General features: G+C 74.0%; 16 protein-coding genes. 7 read left to right on the top strand and 9 right to left on the bottom strand.

The genetic code is table 11. The annotated features are described in order from the left end of the window. Positions 1-37: 37 nt before the first annotated feature. Both ileS and ABD811_RS23970 read left to right on the top strand, forming a co-directional pair. Entirely contained in the window at positions 38-3,154 is a 3,117-nt protein-coding gene (gene ileS, locus ABD811_RS23975) for an isoleucine--tRNA ligase (RefSeq protein WP_344951803.1), read from the top strand. 191 nt (positions 3,155-3,345) lie between these two features. After that, positions 3,346-4,542, top strand: a complete 1,197-nt coding sequence (locus tag ABD811_RS23970; protein ID WP_344951801.1) for an acyl-CoA dehydrogenase family protein — start codon at positions 3,346-3,348, stop codon at positions 4,540-4,542. Between the two features lie 28 nt (positions 4,543-4,570). Here ABD811_RS23970 and ABD811_RS23965 read toward each other — a convergent pair whose 3' ends face one another. The 7 genes from ABD811_RS23965 to ABD811_RS23935 all read right to left on the bottom strand — a co-directional run bounded on the left by ABD811_RS23965 (position 4,571) and on the right by ABD811_RS23935 (position 9,982). Then, positions 4,571-5,122 carry a GAF domain-containing protein gene (locus tag ABD811_RS23965; protein ID WP_344951797.1) on the bottom strand — a complete coding sequence of 184 codons (552 nt, stop codon included), beginning with the start codon at positions 5,120-5,122 and terminating at the stop codon, positions 4,571-4,573. Positions 5,123-5,156: 34 nt separating this feature from the next. Further along, the gene (locus ABD811_RS23960) at positions 5,157-5,744 is read right to left on the bottom strand and encodes a GTP-binding protein (RefSeq protein WP_344951794.1); all 588 of its coding nucleotides are present in this window, start codon (positions 5,742-5,744) and stop codon (positions 5,157-5,159) included. Further along, positions 5,722-6,096, bottom strand: coding sequence for a DUF742 domain-containing protein (locus tag ABD811_RS23955; RefSeq protein WP_344951791.1), 375 nt, complete (start codon positions 6,094-6,096; stop codon positions 5,722-5,724). Before ABD811_RS23955 ends, ABD811_RS23960 begins: the two co-directional genes overlap by 23 nt. A 3-nt stretch (positions 6,097-6,099) precedes the next feature. After that, complete coding sequence (locus ABD811_RS23950; RefSeq protein ID WP_344951789.1) at positions 6,100-6,537, bottom strand: roadblock/LC7 domain-containing protein; 438 nt, start codon at positions 6,535-6,537, stop codon at positions 6,100-6,102. Between the two features lie 50 nt (positions 6,538-6,587). After that, positions 6,588-8,270 (bottom strand): sensor histidine kinase, encoded by a 1,683-nt coding sequence (locus ABD811_RS23945; protein WP_344951786.1) that lies wholly within the window; start codon positions 8,268-8,270, stop codon positions 6,588-6,590. Between the two features lie 207 nt (positions 8,271-8,477). Further along, on the bottom strand, positions 8,478-9,224 hold the full coding sequence (locus tag ABD811_RS23940; protein ID WP_344951783.1) for a PDC sensor domain-containing protein: 747 nt from the start codon (positions 9,222-9,224) through the stop codon (positions 8,478-8,480). A gap of 5 nt (positions 9,225-9,229) precedes the next feature. Further along, positions 9,230-9,982 carry a FadR/GntR family transcriptional regulator gene (locus tag ABD811_RS23935; protein WP_344951780.1) on the bottom strand — a complete coding sequence of 251 codons (753 nt, stop codon included), beginning with the start codon at positions 9,980-9,982 and terminating at the stop codon, positions 9,230-9,232. 214 nt (positions 9,983-10,196) lie between these two features. On the opposite strand from ABD811_RS23935, the gene ABD811_RS23930 reads away from it, so the two are divergent. Genes ABD811_RS23930 through ABD811_RS23915 form a run of 4 tightly spaced genes read left to right on the top strand, consistent with a single transcriptional unit; the run spans position 10,197 to position 15,131 of the window. After that, complete coding sequence (locus ABD811_RS23930) at positions 10,197-11,792, top strand: APC family permease (RefSeq protein ID WP_344951777.1); 1,596 nt, start codon at positions 10,197-10,199, stop codon at positions 11,790-11,792. Between the two features lie 14 nt (positions 11,793-11,806). Then, on the top strand, positions 11,807-12,985 hold the full coding sequence (locus tag ABD811_RS23925; RefSeq protein WP_344951774.1) for a cytochrome P450: 1,179 nt from the start codon (positions 11,807-11,809) through the stop codon (positions 12,983-12,985). Between the two features lie 14 nt (positions 12,986-12,999). Beyond that, a complete protein-coding gene (locus tag ABD811_RS23920) occupies positions 13,000-14,427 on the top strand; it encodes a glutamine synthetase family protein (RefSeq protein ID WP_344951771.1) in 1,428 nt (475 codons plus the stop codon). Continuing rightward, positions 14,424-15,131, top strand: coding sequence for a substrate-binding periplasmic protein (locus tag ABD811_RS23915; RefSeq protein WP_344951769.1), 708 nt, complete (start codon positions 14,424-14,426; stop codon positions 15,129-15,131). Before ABD811_RS23920 ends, ABD811_RS23915 begins: the two co-directional genes overlap by 4 nt. A gap of 94 nt (positions 15,132-15,225) precedes the next feature. Here the strand turns inward: ABD811_RS23915 and ABD811_RS23910 are convergent, their stop codons facing one another. Both ABD811_RS23910 and ABD811_RS23905 read right to left on the bottom strand, forming a co-directional pair. After that, complete coding sequence (locus tag ABD811_RS23910; protein ID WP_344951765.1) at positions 15,226-16,686, bottom strand: aldehyde dehydrogenase family protein; 1,461 nt, start codon at positions 16,684-16,686, stop codon at positions 15,226-15,228. A gap of 100 nt (positions 16,687-16,786) precedes the next feature. After that, on the bottom strand, positions 16,787-17,947 hold the full coding sequence (locus tag ABD811_RS23905; RefSeq protein ID WP_344951762.1) for an MFS transporter: 1,161 nt from the start codon (positions 17,945-17,947) through the stop codon (positions 16,787-16,789). A 51-nt stretch (positions 17,948-17,998) separates the two neighbouring features. On the opposite strand from ABD811_RS23905, the gene ABD811_RS23900 reads away from it, so the two are divergent. After that, on the top strand, positions 17,999-19,201 hold the full coding sequence (locus ABD811_RS23900; protein ID WP_344951759.1) for an ROK family transcriptional regulator: 1,203 nt from the start codon (positions 17,999-18,001) through the stop codon (positions 19,199-19,201). The last annotated feature ends 1 nt before the right edge of the window (position 19,202 follow it).

Below are 19,202 nucleotides of genomic sequence, written 5' to 3'. Positions count from 1 at the left end.
CGGCGGGGCGGGCGATTCCGTGAGGAGGGTGACGTCCATGTATCCCAGGGACGGCCGAGGGAACGCGGTCGAGGGGAGCCCGTCCTTTCCCCAGGTCGAGCGCGAGATTCTCGACCTCTGGGCCGAGGGCGACACCTTCCGCCGGTCGGTGGACGCGCGTCCGGCCGGGCAGAGCGGCTCCAACGAGTACGTGTTCTACGACGGGCCGCCGTTCGCCAACGGGCTGCCCCACTACGGCCACCTGCTGACCGGGTACATCAAGGACGTCGTCCCGCGCTACCGCACGATGATCGGCCGCCGCGTGGAACGCCGCTTCGGCTGGGACTGCCACGGCCTGCCCGCCGAGGTCGAGGCCGAGAAGCAGCTCGGCATCACCACCAAGACCGAGATCCTCGAGATGGGCGTCAAGCGGTTCAACGACGCCTGCCGCGAGTCGGTCCTGCGGTACGTGGGGGAGTGGGAACGGTATGTGACCCGCCAGGCCCGCTGGGTCGACTTCGCCAACGACTACAAGACGCTCAACCTGGACTTCATGGAAAGCGTCATGTGGGCGTTCAAGACCCTCCACGACAAGGGCCTGATCTACGAGGGCTTCCAGGTCCTGGCGTACTGCTGGCGCTGCGAGACCCCGCTGTCCAACGCCGAGACCGGCATGGACGACTCCTACCGCGAACGCGTCGACCCGTCCGTCACGGTCGGCTTCGAGCTGGAGACCGGCGAGACCCTGCTGGTGTGGACCACCACCCCGTGGACGCTGCCCAGCAACCTCGCCGTCGCCGTCGGACCCGACATCGACTACGCCGTCGTCGCCCACGAGGGCAGGGAGTACGTCATCGCCGAGGCCCTGCTCGGCAACTACCGCAAGGAACTGGCCGCCGAGGGCGCCGAGCCGGACGTCGTGCGCCGGCTGCGCGGCGCCGACCTCGTCGGCCGCGCCTACCGGCCCCCGTTCGACTTCCTCGCGGGCACCGAGAACGCCTTCCAGGTGCTCGCCGGCGACTTCGTCACCACCGACAGCGGCACCGGCATCGTGCACATGGCGCCCGCGTTCGGCGAGGACGACCAGCGGGCCTGCGCCGCCGCCGGCATCCCCACCGTGGTCACCGTGGACGACGCCGCCCGCTTCACCGCCCAGGTGCCCGACTACGCCGGGCAGCAGATCTTCGACGCCAACAAGCAGATCGTCCGCGACCTGCGGGCCCGCGGCGCGCTGCTGCGGCACGACTCCTACGCCCACTCCTACCCGCACTGCTGGCGCTGCGACACCCCGCTGATCTACAAGGCCATGTCCAGCTGGTTCGTGGCCGTCACCAAGTTCCGCGACCGGATGGTCGAGCTGAACGACGAGATCAACTGGGTCCCCGGGCACGTCAAGAAGGGCGCGTTCGGCAAGTGGCTGGAGGGCGCCAGGGACTGGTCGATCAGCCGCAACCGGTTCTGGGGCTCGCCCATCCCGGTCTGGAAGTCCGACGACCCGAACTACCCGCGCGTCGACGTGTACGGGTCGCTCGACGAGATCGAGCGCGACTTCGGTGTGCGCCCCGCCGACCTGCACCGGCCCACCGTCGACGAGCTGGTGCGGCCCAACCCCGACGACCCCACCGGCAGGTCGATGATGCGCCGCGTCCCGGCGGTGCTGGACTGCTGGTTCGAGTCGGGCTCCATGCCGTTCGCGCAGGTGCACTACCCCTTCGAGAACGGCGAGTGGTTCGACGACCACTACCCGGGCGACTTCATCGTCGAGTACCAGGGCCAGACCCGCGCCTGGTTCTACTACCTGCACGTGCTGGCCACGGCCCTGTTCGACCGGCCCGCGTTCCGCACCTGCCTGGCGCACGGCATCCTCCTCGGCGAGGACGGCCGCAAGATGTCCAAGAAGCTGCGCAACTACCCGGACGTCTACGAGATGTTCGACCGGTACGGCGCCGACGCCATGCGCTGGTTCCTGCTCAGCTCGCCGGTGGTGTCGGGCGGGGACATGCCGGTGACCGAGGCGGGCATCCGCGACGCCGTCCGCCAGGTGATCAAGCCGATGTGGAACGCCTGGCACTTCTTCGCCCTGTACGCCAACGCCACCCCGTACGAGGCGCGGTTCCGCACCGACTCCGAGCACGTCCTGGACCGCTACATCCTCGTCAAGACCGGGCGGCTGGTGCGCGACGTCCGCGCCGACCTGGACGGCTACGCGCTCGGCGCCGCCTGCCAGCGCGTCCGCCAGTTCCTGGACACGCTGACCAACTGGTACGTGCGCCGCTCCCGCGCCCGGTTCTGGGACGGCGACGCCGACGCGTTCGACACCCTCTACACGGTGCTGGAGACGCTGTTCCGGGTGGCGGCGCCGCTGCTGCCGCTGACCGCCGAGAAGGCGTGGCGCGGCCTGACCGGCGGCGAGTCGGTGCACCTGACCGACTGGCCGGACGCGGACGTCTTCCCGTCCGACGACGCGCTCGCCGGCGGCATGGACCGCGCCCGCGAGGTGTGCTCGGCCACGCTGTCGCTGCGCAAGGCCGCCGACGTGCGGGTCCGGCTGCCGCTGCGCAGCCTGACGGTCGCCGCGGCCGACGCCGACACGTTGCGCCCGTACCTGGACCTGATCGCCGACGAGGTGAACGTCAAGAGCGTGGAGCTGAGCGACGACGCCGCCGGGCACGCCGAGCGCGTGCTGACCGTGCTGCCCCGCGTGCTCGGCCCCCGCCTGGGCAAGGACACCCAGAAGGTCATCCGCGCCGTCAAGAGCGGCGACTGGCAGGAGCGCGACGGCCGGATCGTCGCCGGGGGCGTCGTGCTGGAGGAGGGCGAGTACGAGACGCGCCTGGTGCCGCGCGACTCCGGCCAGGCCGCCCTGATCAGCGACGGCGTGGTCGTCCTGGACACCGAGGTCACCCCCGAACTGCGCGTCGAGGGCCTGGCCCGCGACCTGGTGCGCGTCATCCAGACCGCCCGGCGCGAGCTCGGCCTGCACGTCTCCGACCGGATCACCGTCGCCGTCGACGGCTCGCCCGACGTGGCCGCCGCCGTGGAGGCGCACGGCGAGTTCATCGCGCGCGAGACCCTCGCCGAGAAGCTGGGCTTCGGCGGCCTCCCGAACTCCGCCGTCCACACCGGCGAGGTCGGCGACGGCGACCCGGTCACCGTCGCCGTCCAGCGCGTGTGACGCGCGTCGCGCGGGGCGGCCGGCGCCGCCCCGCGCGGAACGGCGCGCGTCCCCGGCCTGGGGGCTCTGTCGGCGCCGCCAATCTGCAACTCCCACGCAGTCAGGCTTATGTGACATAGCAGTCACTGTGCGTAGCTGTATAGTCTGGGGCGTCCAAATTCGGGGGCTCAGACGACGGTGAGGAGATCCGCATGGTGACCCCGTTCACCACGGAGCGTCACGAGCGGCTACGGCGGCAGGTCAGGGAGTTCGCGGAGGCCGAGGTGCGGCCCCGCGTCCCGGAGATGGAGGAGTCCCGTACCGTCCAGCACCGCCTGGCCCGGCTGATCGCCCGGCAGGGCTGGATCGGCGCGACGATCACCCGCCGCTACGGCGGCATGGGTCAGGGGCACCTCGCCAAGACCATCATCATCGAGGAGCTGTCGCGGGTCAGCGCCGCCATGGGCGCCATGGTGCAGGCCTCCCAGCTGGGCGTGGCCAAGATCGTGCACTTCGGCAGCGAGGAGCAGAAGAAGACCTGGCTGCCGGCGATCGCGGCGGGTGAGTGCCTGCCCACCATCGCGGTGACCGAACCGGAGTCCGGCGGCCACGTCCTCGGCATGACCTCCAGCGCCGTCCGCGACGGCGACGACTACGTCCTCAACGGCCGCAAGGTGTACGTCGGCAACAGCCACGTCGGCGACCTGCACGGCGTGGTGGTGCGCACCGGACCCGGCTCGGACGGGCTGTCGGCGTTCCTGGTGGAGGCCGACCGGCCCGGGCTGACCGTCGGCCCGCACCGTCCCGCCATGGGCCTGCACGGCTTCGGCTTCGGCGAGCTGCGCTTCGACGGCTGCCGCGTCCCGGCCGCCAACCGGCTCGGCGCCGAGGGCGACGGCCTGCACGTGGCGTACTCCTCCAGCGTTCTGTACGGGCGTCCCAACCTGACCGCGGTGTCCCTGGGCATCCACCGCGCCGTCGTCGAGGACACCGGCGCGTTCACCGCCCGCCGGCACCGCTACGGCAGGCCGCTGGCCGAGCTGCCGTCCGTCAAGCTGAAGCTGGGACGGATGCAGTCGCGGCTGATGACCGCCCGGGTCGCCGCCTACCACGCCGTCCATCTGCTGGACCGGGGCGAGCCGTGCGACGCCGAGCTGATGAACGCCAAGCTCGTCAACGTCGAGCACGCCATCGACAGTGCCCGCGACGCGATGGAGGTGCACGCCGCGTGCGGGCTGTTCACCGACCGGCCCGTCGAACGGTACCTGCGCGACGCCTTTCACATCTTCGCGCCCGCCGGGACGTCCGAGGTGCAGCTGCTGCGGCTCGGCGAGGTGGCGCTCGGCACGGCCAAGGGGCAGTGGTCGCGCCGCTTCGCCGCCCCGCAGGAGGCCGACGCCCTCGCCTGAGCGCCCGCCGGCGCGGGCGGCGCCGGGATCAGCCGGTGGCCAGGTCCTCGCGACGGTGGATCAGCTTCACCATCTCCGCGGCCCGCGCCTTGATCAGCTCCAGCCCGGGACGGCCCCACGGCCGTGGCTCCCGGTCCACCACGCAGATCGTGCCGAGCGCGACCCCGGAACGGTCGATCAGCGGCGCGCCCATGTACGAGCGGATGCCGATCGTGTCGACCACCGGGTTCCCGGCGAACCGCGGGTAGTCGCACACGTCGTCCAGCACCAGCGGCAGCCGCCGGACGACCACGTGCGGGCACCAGCCGTGGTCGCGGGCCATCTCCCGGCCCACCTCGATCGGCTCGCCGCCCGCCGACACCGCCTCGGCGTCGGGCGCCACGTACAGCCCGGCGAAGAACTGGCGCCGCTCGTCGATGAAGTTGACCATCGCGAACGGGGCGCCGGTGACCCGGGCCAGGTCGTGGGCGAACGCGTCGAACTCGGGGTCGGGCACGTCACCGAGCCGAAGCTCGCGCAGCCGCAGCACACGGCGCGGCGCCTCCTCGTCGACGGGCGTCAGCAGTCGTTCGTAGAACATGGCAGGGGGCTCCTCGCACATCGGGGGGATCGGACTAGACGGGACGGGACGACAGCGCGCGGGCGAGCAGGTGACGCACCAGCGCCACCAGCACCGACGTGGCCGAACGCGCGACACGGGCGTCGCACGGCACCACCGGCACGTCCGGGCCGAGGCGCAGCGCCGACCGCACCTCCTCGGGGTCGTAGCGGAACGCCCCCTCGAACTCGTTGATCGCGACCAGGAACGGGATGCCGCGGCGCTCGAAGAAGTCCACCGCCTCGAACGAGGCGGTCAGCCGCCGGGTGTCCACCAGCACCACCGCGCCCAGCGCGCCGTTGGACAGCTCGTTCCACAGGAACCAGAACCGCTCCTGCCCGGGCGTGCCGAAGAGGTACAGCACGTGCCGCGCGTCCACGGTGATGCGGCCGAAGTCGAACGCCACCGTGGTGGTGGACTTGCCGGCCACGCCCGCCAGGCTGTCGGTGCCGACGCTCGCCGCGGTGATCAGCTCCTCGGTGCTCAGCGGGGTGATCTCGCTGACCGCGCCGATGAAGGTCGTCTTGCCCACGCCGAACCCGCCGGCGACCAGCACCTTGACCGCCGCGGGGAACTCGTCGTCACAGGCGTTGCCGCAGGCCATCGAGAAGCGCCTCCAAGACGATGGGGTCGGACGGATCGGCCGCCGCGCCCGGATGCCGGGTCTGCACGGCGCCGTGGTCGATCAGGTCGGCCACCAGCACCTTCGCCACCGCCACCGGCAGCCGCAGGTGCGCGGCGAGCTCGGCCACCGGGACCGGCGCGCGGCGGCACAGCTCCAGGATCCGGGCGTGCTCGGGGCCGTGCCGCGGCGCCGCCTCCCGCCCGGTCGCCTTCACCAGCGACAGCAGGTCCAGCGGATGGGCGGGACGGGTGCGCCCGCCGCTCACCTGGTACGGGCGCACCAGCCGCCCGGCGTCGCCGTCCAGCCACGGCTCCTGCCCCGAGACGGCCATGGGTCACCGGACCGGGGGACGCGCGGCGCCCGCGGCCGTCTCCCGCGCCGGGGTGGCCAGGAACGGGCGGACGCTCTTGATCAGCTGGGCCATCTCGTAGCCGAGGACGCCCGCGTCCGCCTCCCGGCCGGCCAGCACCGCCAGCACCGAGCCGAACCCGGCCGAGGAGACGAACAGCAGCGCCTCCTCCAGTTCGGCCACCACCTGGCGCACCAGGTCGCCGCCGCCGAACTCGGCGCCGGCGCTGCGGGCCAGCGAGATCAGCCCGGAGGCGATGGCCGCCATCCGCTCGGCGCCGTCCTGGTCCAGCCCGTGCGCGGCCCTGGTCAGCCCGTCGGACGACAGCAGCACGGCGCTGCGGGTGTGGCGCACCCGCTGGACCAGATCGCTCAGCAGCCAGGTCAGATCCGATCCCTGGCTCGGGGGCACAGCGCTCACCATGATGGAAGGACACTCCTTTGCCGCGTGGGACGCACGCTTCGGCGGGACGGTCAGCTGGGCGTGCCGGGAGGGCCGGCGGGGGCGCCGGGGTCGTGGCCGCCGTCCTCCCGTTCGGCGCGCCTGACGCCGCCGCGGAACGCCGCCATGAGGCCGGGGGAGTGCAGCGGCCCGTCCTCCTCGCGCCTCGGCGCGGGCGCCTCGCGCAGCTGCGGCGCCAGATGCGTCTGCGCCTCGCGCGCGGGCAGCGGCGGCCGCTCGGCGTGATCGACGGGAGGGGCCGGGGAGGCGGAATCGGCGGCGGAAGGCCGGTGCGGGACGTCCGGCGGCGCCGCGCCAGCACCGCCGGACGCCGTCTCCGCACCCGGACCGCCCGCGTGCGCGACGGGGACGGCCGGGACCTCGCGCGCCGTCTCGCGCGTCGGCGAGGAGTACCGCGGCTCCACCGGACGCGCGGCGGGCGCCGGGGCCGGGGGCGCGCCCGGCGCGCCCGCCGGCGGGGCCGGTGCCGGGGTTGGTGTCGGGGTGGGTGTCGGGGCCGGGGCCGGAATCGCCGCCGGGGTCTCGCGCGGCGCCGAGGCGACCAGCTCGTTCGGCAGGACGGCGACGGCCTGGGTGCCGCCGAAGACGTTGCTGCGCAGCCGCACCCGCACCCCGTGCCGGCGGGCCAGCGCGGCGACCACGAACAGGCCGATGCGGCCGTCGCGCAGCAGCTCGTCGACGCTGACCCGGTCGGGGTCGGCCAGCAGCTCGTTCATCCGGCGCTGCTCGGCGGCCGCCATGCCGAGGCCGCGGTCCTCCACCTCGACCGCCAGCCCGGCGGTGACCCGCTCGGTGCGCAGCAGCACGTGGGTGTGCGGCGGGGAGAACCGGGTGGCGTTCTCGATCAGCTCGGCCACCAGGTGGATCACGTCGGCGACCGCGTCGCCGCGCAGCGCCCCCAGCACCGGCGGCACGACCTTGACCCGCGGGTACTGCTCCACCTCGGCGACCGACGAGCGCAGCACCTCGTACATGTCCACCGGACGGGTCCACTGCCGCCGGGACGACGCGCCGCCGAGCACCGCCAGGCTCTCGGACTGGCGGCGCATCCGGGTGGCCAGGTGGTCGACGGTGAACAGGCCCTTGAGCAGCTCGGGGTCCTCCACCCGGGCCTCCAGCTCGTCCAGCAGCCCGATCTCGCGGTGCACCAGCGACTGCATCCGCCGCGCCACGTTGACGAACACCTCCACCTGCCGGTCGGCCCCGGTGCCGGACGTCAGGCTCGCCGCCCGCACGACCGCCTCGCGCGCCGCGTGCCGTTCCCGGTGCAGGTCCAGCGCGAGCAGCGTGAACGGGTCGGCGTCGGCGGCCTCGGCGGGCGGCGGGGCCACGCGGCGCGGCGTGGGGCGTTCGCCGTTCTCCAGCCGGGTCATCAGCGCCCGCAGGTCGGCTCGGCCGTGGGCGCTCAGCGCGCGCAGCGCGTCCACCCGCTGCCGGACGCGGCGCGCGGCGTCGCGGGCCCCGTACACGGTCGCGGCCAGCAGCACGACGGTGCCCGTGCCCGCCATGGCCAGCACCACCCGGGTGCCGGTGGCCGACGGGTCGGCCACCACCAGCAGCACCGCCGTCACCCACGCGAGCAGCGCCATCGCGGCCGTGGGCAGCACCAGCAGCCACGGCTGCACCGCGGTCGCGGTGCCCGTCGCGGTATCCGTCGCGATACCTCCGGGGTGCTGATGCGGCGGGCCGGACATGGGCATCCTCCACACACGGGGGCCGATGGGCGACATACAGTAGCGAATTCATCGCGCACGGGAAGGGAGATGATGCGATTTCGGCCTGGAAAATCCGGCGCGCAAATAATGATCAAGAAAAATGGCGCCGAAATGGTCGCTGCAACTTTCGTGGATGGCGCCGTTTATATCCGGATAATGCGGCAATTGCCGCCAATCCGGGCGAGGTCAGGGAATCGTCACCAGGAAGAAGGGCAGCCGGCCGCAGCGGGCCAGCAGGCGCTCGCCGTCCTCGGCGACCTCGCCTCCTCCGGCCTCCCGGACGGCCTCCGGCGCGAGGCCGCGCAGCAGGGCGCCGGTCACGTGGCGGGCCGACTTGGACACGATGATCCGCCCCTGCGCGTTGACCAGCACGGCGCCGGGCGGCATCAGCGGCAGCACCGAGCCCTCCAGGCGGCGCACGAACAGGTCCGCGCCGGTGATGCCCAGGAACCGCGCCCCGTCGAGCACGGGCGTGGACATCGTGAGGATGTACTGGTCGGTTCCGTAGTAGTCGACGTACGGGCCGTGCACGTGGGCGCGGCCGGTGTCGCGCGGCACCGTGAACCAGCCGTGCCGCGTGTAGTCGTAGAACCCGGGGCGGGCCGGGTCCAGCTCGACGACCAGGCGTTCGGGCACGTCGGAATCCCCGGTCGTCTGCCACCATTCCAGCCACATCGGCGCGTCCGCCAGCACGTCGGGCGCGGCGACGAACCCGGACCCGCTCACCAGCACCGCGTGCCGCGCGATCAGCGCCACCGCGTCCTCGCGCAGCGGCGCCACGGTTCTGCGGTCGGGCCGGTCGGCCGCGCGGATCAGCGCCGCGGCGCGGGCGCCCAAGCCCTCCACCGCGTCCAGCACCGCGTCGAAGACGTCGCCGACCCGCCGGCTCGCGGCGGCCGCCCGCGCCAGCGCCTGCGCCGATGCCTGCGTCACCGCTCTCACCGTCCCATCAGGTTGAGGTGCAGCTCGATGAGCCGCTCGATGGCCTCGGTCACGTGTTCGCGGGCCAGCCGCGCGGCGTGCTCGCCCTCGCCCGCCCCGATCGCCCCGGCGATCCGGTGGTGCTGCTCGGCCATCCGGCCGCCGACGGCGGCGTCGGCGCCCGGCAGCCACAGCAGCGGGCCGATCTCGGTCTGCATGGCGATCTCGGCGCGGGTCAGCCGGGCCGAGTGGGCCGCCGCGGCCACCTCGACGTGGAAGCGGCCGTCGGTGCGGTGCCGCCGGTCGGGGTCCTCGGCGGCGGCGAACGCCTCGGCGGCGTCCGTCAGGCGCCGCACGTCCTCGGGTGAGGCGCGGTCGGCGGCCAGCAGGGCGGCGCCGGCGGCCAGCGAGGCGTAGTGGTCGCCGAGGTCGCGCAGGTCCTCCACGGACAGCTCGCGCAGCCGTTCGCGCCGGTGGGTCGCGGTCTCGCGGGGCGACGGCCCGCGCACGAAGCTGCCGCCGCCCCGGCCGCGGCGGGTGACGATCAGCCCCTGGCGGCGCAGCTCGCCGAGCGCCTCGCGGACCGTGGCGATGGCCACGCCGAGCTGGTCGGCCAGGTCGGCCTCGCTGGGCAGCTGCTCGCCGTCGGCCAGCAGCCCGAGACAGATCGCGTCGGCCAGCCGCCGCGTGATCAGCTCGGCCCGGCCCAGGCTGTCCAGCGGCGTGAACACGGCGAGCCGGGTGATCGCGGACGCGTCCGGCGCGGGCATGGCGGCGGCCCCTTGTCAACAAACATCTGGTCCCGTAAGTTTTCGGCAGATGCTACTGCAGGGCATCAGCCGACGTCAGCTTCCCAGGACAGGCGCCGCACCGGGATCCGTTCCGCCGATCCAGCCGCCCCGTTCTCCGCCGCGTACCCCGCGGCGGGGTGTCTCGTCCGGCCCTACAGCTCGGCCGCCGCCTTCCCATGAGGGAGAGTCTGCCGTGTCCTCCACATCCCCCAGTGACGCAGTTCCGCACCGACCCCCCACCTCCGAACCCCCGACATCCGACCCCTCGGCGCCGAATCCCTCGGCGTCCCGACCCCCGGCGTCCGACGACGACGCCCGCCTGGCCGCCCTCGGCTACACGTCGCGCTTCCGCCGCGACATGAGCCTGTGGGCCAACTTCTCGCTCGGTTTCACCTACCTGTCGCCCGTGGTGGGCGTGTACGCGCTGTTCGCGTTCTCGCTGGCCACCGGCGGCCCCCCGATGATCTGGAGCTTCCTGGTCGCCGGGCTCGGCCAGCTGCTGGTCGCGCTGGTGTTCGGCGAGATCGTCTCCCAGTACCCGGTCAGCGGCGGCCTGTACCCGTGGGCGCGCCGCCTGTGGGGCCGCCGCTGGGCGTGGCTGAGCGGCTGGGTCTACCTGATCGCGCTGCTGGTCACCATCGCCAGCGTCGCCTACGGCGCCGGGCCGTACGCCGCCTCGCTGCTGGGCGTGCGGCCGACCGCGAACAACACGATCGCCTGCGCGCTGGTGATCCTGGTGATCGCCACCGTCATCAACTTCTCCGGCACCCGCACCCTGGCCCGCGCCGCCATCATCGGGTTCACCGCCGAGCTGGTCGGCGCGCTGGCGGTCGGCGGCTGGCTGCTGCTCACCGAGCGGCACCACGGCCTCGGCGCGCTGTTCGACGACTTCGGCGCGGCGGGCGGCGGCTCGTACGCGGCGGCCTTCCTGGCGGCCGGGCTCATCGGGGTGTTCCAGTACTACGGGTTCGAGGCGTGCGGCGACGTCGCCGAGGAGGTCCGCGACCCGGCGCGCCGCATTCCCCGGGCGATGCGCATGACGATCTACGTCGGCGGGGCCGCGGCCACGTTCGTCGCGCTGGCGCTGGTGCTGTCGGTCGCCGACGTCGGCGCGGTGATCTCCGGCGCCGACCCCGACCCGGTCACCACCTCGCTGACCGCCGCGTTCGGGTCGGCCGGGACGAAGGTCGTGCTCGGCATCGTGCTGATCTCGTTCGTGTCCTGCGCGATGAGCCTGCAGGCAGCCGCGTCCCGCCTGCTGTACGCATACGCCCGGGACGACATGATCGCAGGCAGCGGCGTGCTGCGGCGGGTGTCGGCCACCCGGCACGTGCCGCCGTACGCGCTGCTGGTGGCCGGGGTGGTGCCCGCGCTGGTGGTGCTGGGCTCCAAGCTGTCCGCGGACGCCCTGACGAAGATCATCTCGTTCGCGTCGCTGGGCATCTACCTCGCCTTCCAGATGGTGGTGCTGGCGGCGCTGCGGGCCCGGCTGAAGGGCTGGCGTCCGGCCGGGCCGTTCACGCTCGGCCGGTGGGGCCTGGCGGTGAACGCGGCCGCGCTGGTGTACGGGGTGTCGGCGATGGTCAACATGGCCTGGCCGCGCACCCCCGACGCGCCCTGGTACGACAACTGGATCGTCGCGCTGTCCGGTGCGGTCGTCGTCTCCGTGGGCCTGGCCTACATGGCGCTGACCCGCCACTACGGACGCGGCGACGCGCCCGCGGGCGACGCCGTCCCCGCCACCGCGACAGCCGCCGTCGATCCGCGTCCGCGGACGGCCTCAACCTGAAAGGGGGTGCCCCGGTGTACTTCGACATCGCCGACCCGTCGTTCTCCGTGCAGTCCGAACTGGTGCGGCAGGCGCGTGAGCGGGACTGGTACGCCGAGACCAGCTACGGCATCGCCGTGCTGCGCTACGAGGAGACCCGCGAGCTGCTGCGCCATCCCAAGCTGCGGCAGGGCAGCGTGCGGTGGCCCGCGCACCACGGCATCACCAGCGGCCCGTTCGCCGACTGGTGGTCGAACTGGGTGCTCAACAAGGAGGGCCAGGACCACCACCGGCTGCGCCGCCTGCTGAACCCCGCGTTCTCCCGCCGGCTCGTCGACGGGCTGGTGCCGCGCTTCCAGGCCCTGGCCGCCGAGCTGGTCGACGGGTTCGCGGAACCGGACCGCTGCGAGTTCGTGTCCGAGTTCGCCTCCCCCTACGCCGCCCGCGTCATCGCGATCATGCTGGGGCTGCCGGAGGAGGAGTGGCCGGTCATCGCCCGCGACTCGGGCACGATCGGGCTGGCCATGAACGTCACCATCCGCGACGACCTGCCCGCGATCGAGGCCGCGCTGGACCGGCTCTACGGCTACGTGGACGAGGCCGTCGCCAAGCGCCGCCACGACCCCCACGACGACTTCGTCACCGCGCTGCTGCGGGCCCGCGACGACGAGGACCGGCTCACCGAGACCGAGCTGCGCGACTCCCTCGTCCTGCTGATCTTCGGCGGGTACGACACGACGCGCAACCAGCTCGGCCTGGCCATGCAGACCTTCATGGACCATCCCGCGCAGTGGCGGCTGCTGGCCGAGCGTCCCGAGCTGGGCGGCGCGGCCGTGGAGGAGGTCATGCGGGTCAACCCCACCACCACGTGGGTGACCCGGGAGGCGCTGGAGGACTTCACCTTCCAGGGCCTGGACATCGCCGCGGGCACCACCCTGCACCTGTTCACCGAGTCGTCCGGCACCGACCCGCGCGCCGTCCCGGACGGCGACCGGTTCGACATCACCGCCGAACGCCCCCCGCATTTCGGGTTCGGCGGCGGCATCCACTACTGCCTTGGCCACCTGGTCGCCCGCTGCGACATGAGCCAGGCCCTGCCGCTGCTGGCGCGCCGCATGCGCGACCCGCGTCCCGGCGACGGGGCGCGGTGGATGCCGCGCAGCGGCAACACCGGCCCGATCGAGCTGCCCGTCACCTTCACGCCCGCCCCCTGAGGAGATCCGCACAGATGCCCGTGACCCACGATTCCGACGTCCCGCAGGAGCCGGCGGCGACGGGGATCACTCCGCTGGACGAGCACCGCGAGCGCAACGCCGACGAGGCGGCGGTACGCGAGATCGTCGGCCAGATCCAGCAGACCGGGGTGGAGTTCGTCTACTACCAGACCGTCTCGCTGACCGGGCGGGTGCTCGGCAAGGTCGTCCCCGCCCGGCACCTGCACCGCAACCTGGAACGCGGCGTGAACATGCACCGCACCGCCGTCGCCGACCTGCAGGTCACCCGCGAGGGCGCCCTGCTCGGCGGCGGGACGCAGGCGCCCGAGTTCACCGCGCTGCCCGACCTTGACACCTTCGCCGTGCTGCCCTGGGACCGCACGGTCGCCCGGTTCTTCTGCCAGGTGTACGAGCCCGAGCACCTGCCCGAGGTCGGCGGACGCCACCTTGCGCACGACGCGCGCGGCAACCTCAAGCGCGTGCACGCCGCGTTCACCGAGCGGACGGGCCTGCACCTGCGCACCGGCTGCGAACCGGAGATGAGCTGGCTGGGGGAGGGCCTGAAGGTGCGGGTGCGGCCCGGGTCCAGCCCGTCCTACCACGCCGACTGCCTGGAGCTGATGCGCCCGATCTACCAGCGGGTCATCCGGTACGCCCAGCAGCTCGGCTTCGACATGGTGGAGGGCGACTACGAGGACCCGGGCCAGCTGGAGCTGAACTGGAACTTCGACCACGCCGACCGCACCGCCGACCGGCTGGTCACCTACCGGCAGATCTGCCGCCAGGTGGCGCGCGAGCTGGGCGTCACCGCCAGCTTCATGCCCAAGCCGTTCACCGGGATGATGGGCAACGGCTGCCACCACAACTTCAGCGTGTGGCGCGGCGAGGAGAACGTGCTCGCCGACCCGGCCGTCCGCGAGCTGCACCTCACCGAGACGGGACGGCACGTCCTGGGCGGCGTCCTCGCCCACGCCGCGGGATCGATGGCGCTGATGGGGCCCACCGTCAACTCCTACAAGCGGTACTGGGACGTGGGGCAGTTCGCGCCCGCCCAGATCAACTGGGGGATGGACAACAAGACCTGCACGGTGCGGCTGTCGGCCAACGGGCGGCTGGAGTGCAAGCTGCCCGACGCCAGCGTCAACCCGTACCTGTCGCACGCCGCCCTGATCGCCGCGATCCAGGACGGCCTCGACAACGGCATCGACCCGGGCGAACCGCACTCGGGCGACAGCACCGACGCCTCGGTCTCGAAGTTCGGGCCGCTGCCGCTCACCCTCGGCGACGCCCTGAACGCCTTCGCCGCCGACGAGGTCGTCCGCTCCAGCATGCCGGAGGAGATGGCCGAGCTGTACCTGGCGCTCAAGCACGACGAGTGGGCGCGGTTCTGCGGCGCCGTCACCGACTGGGAGCGCGACATGTACACCGAGGCGCTGCCGTGACCGCCGCCGAGCCGCTGCGCCTGGCCTGCATCGACGCGCACGCGCCGCCGCTGTTCACGCGCAGCCCCGACGGCGTGACGCGGCAGGGCTACGAACCGGACGCCGCCGCGCTGGTCGCCGCGGTGCTGGGCCGCCCGCTGGAGTGGGCGTTCCTGCCGTGGGCCGAGATGGTCCCCGCCGTCCAGGCCCACGAGGTGGACGGCATCTGGTGCGGCCAGGGCATCACCGAGCGGCGGCGCCGCCATGTCGACTTCACCCGCCCGTACGCGGTCTTCGACGAGTCGGTGCTGACGCGGCGCGGCGCGGGCGTGACGGCCCCCGGCGACCTGCGGGGGCGCCGGGTCGCCGCGATCGCCGGGAGCACGAACATGGCGCTGGCCGAGACGTTCCCCGGCGCGGTCACCGTGCCGTTCGACGGCGGCACCGACGACGTGTTCGGCGACATGCTGGACGCGCTGCGCCGCGGCGAGGTCGACGCCGTCGTCGACGACGACGTGGTGTTCGCCCCGCTCGGCGCCGACCCCGCCTTCGAGGTCGCGTTCACCGTGCCGACCGGCAACCGGTGGGGCGTGGCCGTCGCCAAGGACCGTCCCGACACGCTGCGGCGGATCGACGGCGCGCTCGCGGCGGTGATCGCCGACGGGCGGCTGGAGAAGGCGTGGCGGACCTGGATCCCCGCCCTGCCCTTCCCGCTGAGGGAGTGACCCGCGCGCGGCCCGGGCCACGGGGGCGCCTGGGCCGCGAACGGCGCCGGACCGCCGCCTTCCCTGAAAGGCCGCGGCCGCTCGCGAACGGGGGTCAGAACGGGTAGTGGGCGTGCTGCGTGGCGACCGTGACCCAGCGGGTGTTGGTGAACGCCTCGATGCCCCACCGTCCGCCGAACCGCCCGTACCCGGACGCCTTGAACCCGCCGAACGGGGCCTGCGGCTCGTCGGCCACCGACTGGTCGTTGACGTGCACGATGCCGGTGTGGATGCGCCGGGCCACCCTCAGCCCGTGCGTGGCGTTCTCGGTGATGATGCCGGCGGTGAGGCCGTTGTCGGTGTCGTTGGCCAGCGCCACGGCCTCGTCGTCGGTGGCGAAGGTGTCGACCACGCAGACCGGGCCGAACGCCTCGGCGTAGTACAGGTCGGCGTCCTTGGGCACGTCGGTCAGCACGGTCGCCGGGTGCACCGCGCCGTCCGGCTCGCCGCCGCCGGTCAGCACCCGGGCGCCCTTGCCGACCGCGTCGCGGACCAGGGCCGCCACGCGGCGCGCCGCGTCCGCCGAGATCAGCGGGCCGATGACGGTGGTGGGGTCGGCGGGGGTGCCGGACGGCAGCCCCGCCACCTTCGCGGTGAACCTGGCGGTGAACTCCTCGGCCAGCGACTCGTGCACCAGCACCCTGTCGCCGGACATGCAGATCTGCCCGGCGTTCATGAACACCCCGAACGCGGCGGCGTCGACGGCGTAGTCCACGTCGGCGTCGTCCAGCACGATGATGGCGTTCTTGCCGCCCAGCTCCAGCACCGCGGGCTTGAGGTGACGGGCCGCCTTCTCGCCGATGATCCGGCCCACGTTCGTCGAACCGGTGAAGTTGACCGCGCGCACCCGCGGGTCGGCGATGAGCGCGTCGGCGACCGCGGCGGCGTCGGCCGGGTCGTTGCTGACCACGTTGAGCGCCCCGTCCGGCAGCCCGGCGTCGCGCAGCACGTCGGCCACGAAGTATCCGCAGGCCAGCGGGGCGTCCTCACTGGGCTTGAGCACCACCGCGTTGCCCGCCGCCAGCGCCGCCGCCACCGCCCGCACGCCCAGGATGATGGGGGCGTTCCACGGGGAGAACGCGGCGACCACGCCGACCGGCTCGCGCACCGCCAGCCCGAGCGCGCCCTCCTCCTGCGCCGACAGCACCTCGCCGCGCGGCGCGGTGATCGCGGCGGCGGCCTCGCGCAGGATGCCGGCGGCCAGCGCCACGTTGAAGTGCGCCCACGGCCGGGTGCCGCCCACCTCGCCGGCCATCAGGTCGGCGGCCTGCTCGCCGCGCTCCTCCAGCAGGTCGGCGGCCCTGAGGAAGATCGCCCGGCGGGCGAAGGGGGTGACCGCGGCCCAGTCCTCGAACGCGGCCTGCGCGGCGTCGACGGCGAGCGTCACGTCCTCGGGCCCGGCGGCCGCCACGGTCGCGTACGTCTCGCCCGTGTAGGGGGCGACGTCCCGCGTCGTGCGGCCCGAGCGGGCGGGCACGTCCTTGCCTGCGATCAGCAGCTGTCGGGTGAGGGTCATGCTGCTCCAGCATTGTGCTCAGGGCCACGACTACGAAGCCCGCTTTTCCGCTCAACGGAAAACCCGGTGAAATCCGGGGAAGATTCCCGCCGCACGGCGCTCACGCCGGCTCGGAACGGCGCGCCTGATTCCGTGACGCCAGCCGCAGGACGCACCGGGCCAGCAGCACCAGGAGCAGCGTCGGCGCGAGCAGGAACGCGGCGCGCATCCCGGACAGGTCGGCGAGCGAGCCCAGCAGCGGCGGGCCCGCGCCGACCGCGACACCCGAGGCCAGCGCGCAGCGCGCGGCGGCGCGCACGGGGCGTTCGGGCCAGGCGGCCAGGGCCTGGCCCAGCGTCACCGGGTAGAGCAGGGCCACGCCGAGGCCGGTGACGAACAGCCCGCCCACGGCGGCGAACGCCGCCGGAACCGCCCAGAACACGGCGAACCCCACGGTGGCCAGGGCGGTGGCGGAGCAGAGCAGGCGCAGGTCGTCGCCCGCGAGCCGGATGGCGCGGGCGACCAGCGCCCGTCCCACGGCCATGCCGAGCACGAATCCCGTGGAGGCGACCGCCGCGCCCCCGGACGGCAGGCCCTTGCCGGTGTGCAGGAAGTCCGCCGCCCAGAACAGCACGCAGAACTCGACCGCCACGGCCAGCACCAGATCGACCCACAGAGTGCGGAAGGCGCGCGGCGCGCGTCCGGCGCCGGCGTCGCCGTCCGGTGGGACGACGGCCGGTGCGCGCCCGGGCACCAGCACGACCAGCAGGACGACGGCCACGGCCACCGGCGGGACGAGGAACCCGGCCCGCCAGCCCAGGCCCTGGCCGAGCACGAACCCGATCACCAGGGGCGCGAGCACCGAGGCCGCGCTGGACACCGCGTTGGCCTCGCCGATCGCGACCGTGCCGCCGTCGGCGTGCGCGGCGCGCAGCTCGGCGGGCACGATCTGCACCAGCCCCGCGCCGCCCAGCCCCAGCAGCACGGCCCCCGCGCCGCTGTCGACGCGGCCGCCGCCGAACGCCAGCAGCGCGCACCCGCCCGCCAGCGCCGCCAGGCACACCGGCAGCGCCGCCGCGCCGAGCCGCCGCACCAGGCGGGGCCCGACCAGCCCCACCACGACCAGGCCCAGCGCGAAGCCCGACGGGTAGAGGGCGGCCTCGCCGCGCGGCAGGTCACGCTCGGCGCGCAGCTCGGGCAGGATCGCGCCGAGCCCGGCCAGCACGTAGCCGAGGCAGCCGAGCGCCGCGTACCGGGTCAGCGTCCCGGCGGTCCTGGTCACCTGACGGCCTCCCCGGCGACGGAATATGCTCGTACCACGAGGATAATCGCCGTGGGCGAGGATGTCACCATGCAGCAGACCGCGCATCGGGCCCGCAGCCAGCGGCGGCAAGGGGCGCTGGCGGTGCTCCGCCACGTCCACGCGCACCCCGCGGCCACCCGGGCCGACGTGGCGCGCGCCCTCGGCCTCAGCAGCGGCTCGGCCACCGAGATCACCGCGCGGCTGAAGGCGGCACGGCTGGTCGCCGAGGCCGACCCGCGTCCCACCGGCGAGCGGGGCCGTCCCTCGCCCGCCCTGGTGGCCCACCCGCGCGGCCCGCTGGTCTGCGTCGTCGACATCGGCCACGAGCACTGGCGCGTGGCGACGGTCGAACTCGGCGGACGCATCGCCGGCCTGGAGTCCGGGCGGCATCCCGACCGCGACGCCGACGCCGTGCTCGACCACCTGCGCGGCAAGGTCGCGGCCGTGCGGCGGCGGTACGGCCCGCGCGTGCGCGCCGTGTCGGTCGCGGTCGCGGGCACGGTACGGGGCGGCACGGTCATGCAGGCCTCCGGGATGGGCTGGAGCGAGGTGGACCTGCGGCGGCTGCTGCCCGGCTCCGGCACGCCCCTGCTGGTCGGCAATGACGCGTCCCTGTCCGGGCTGGCCGAGGCCCGGCGCGGCGTCGGCGTCGGCGCCCGCGTGGTGCTGCACCTGACCGTCGAGGTCGGCGTCGGCGGCATCCTCGTCGTGGACGGACGGCCCGTCGACGGCGCGACCGGCGCGGGCGGCGAGTTCGGGCACATGCCGTTCGGTGACCCCGCGCGCGCATGCCCGTGCGGCGCGCACGGCTGCTGGGACCTGGAGGTCGACGGCCGCGCCATGGCGCGGGTGCTCGGCCAGCCCCCGCCGCGCGACCCCCGCACCACCGCCGAACGCACCCTCCGGGCCGCCGCCGGCGGCGACCCGTCCGCCCGCGCCGCCGTGGCCGCCGCCGCCCGCGCGCTGGGACGCGGCGTCGGCGGCCTCGTCAACGCCCTCGACCCCGACGTGGTGAGCCTGTCCGGGCTGGCCATCGAACTGGCCACGACGGCACCGGACGACCTGAACGCCGGATACCGCGCGGGCCTGATGCGGTTCCGCCGCGCCGACCCGCCGCCGCTGCTGTCGTCGACGCTCGGCCCGCTCAGCCCCGTCACCGGCGCCGCCGAGGCCGCCTTCGACGCCCTGCTCACCGACGAGGGCCTGGAGTCGTGGCTCGCCGACACCGGCTGAC

Origin of the sequence: Actinomadura miaoliensis (genome assembly GCF_039536785.1) — a bacterium.
Classification (GTDB): Bacteria; Actinomycetota; Actinomycetes; order Streptosporangiales; family Streptosporangiaceae; genus Spirillospora; species Spirillospora miaoliensis.
Note: the sequence above shows the minus strand (reverse complement) of the source record. Positions and strands in the feature narration are given on the sequence as shown.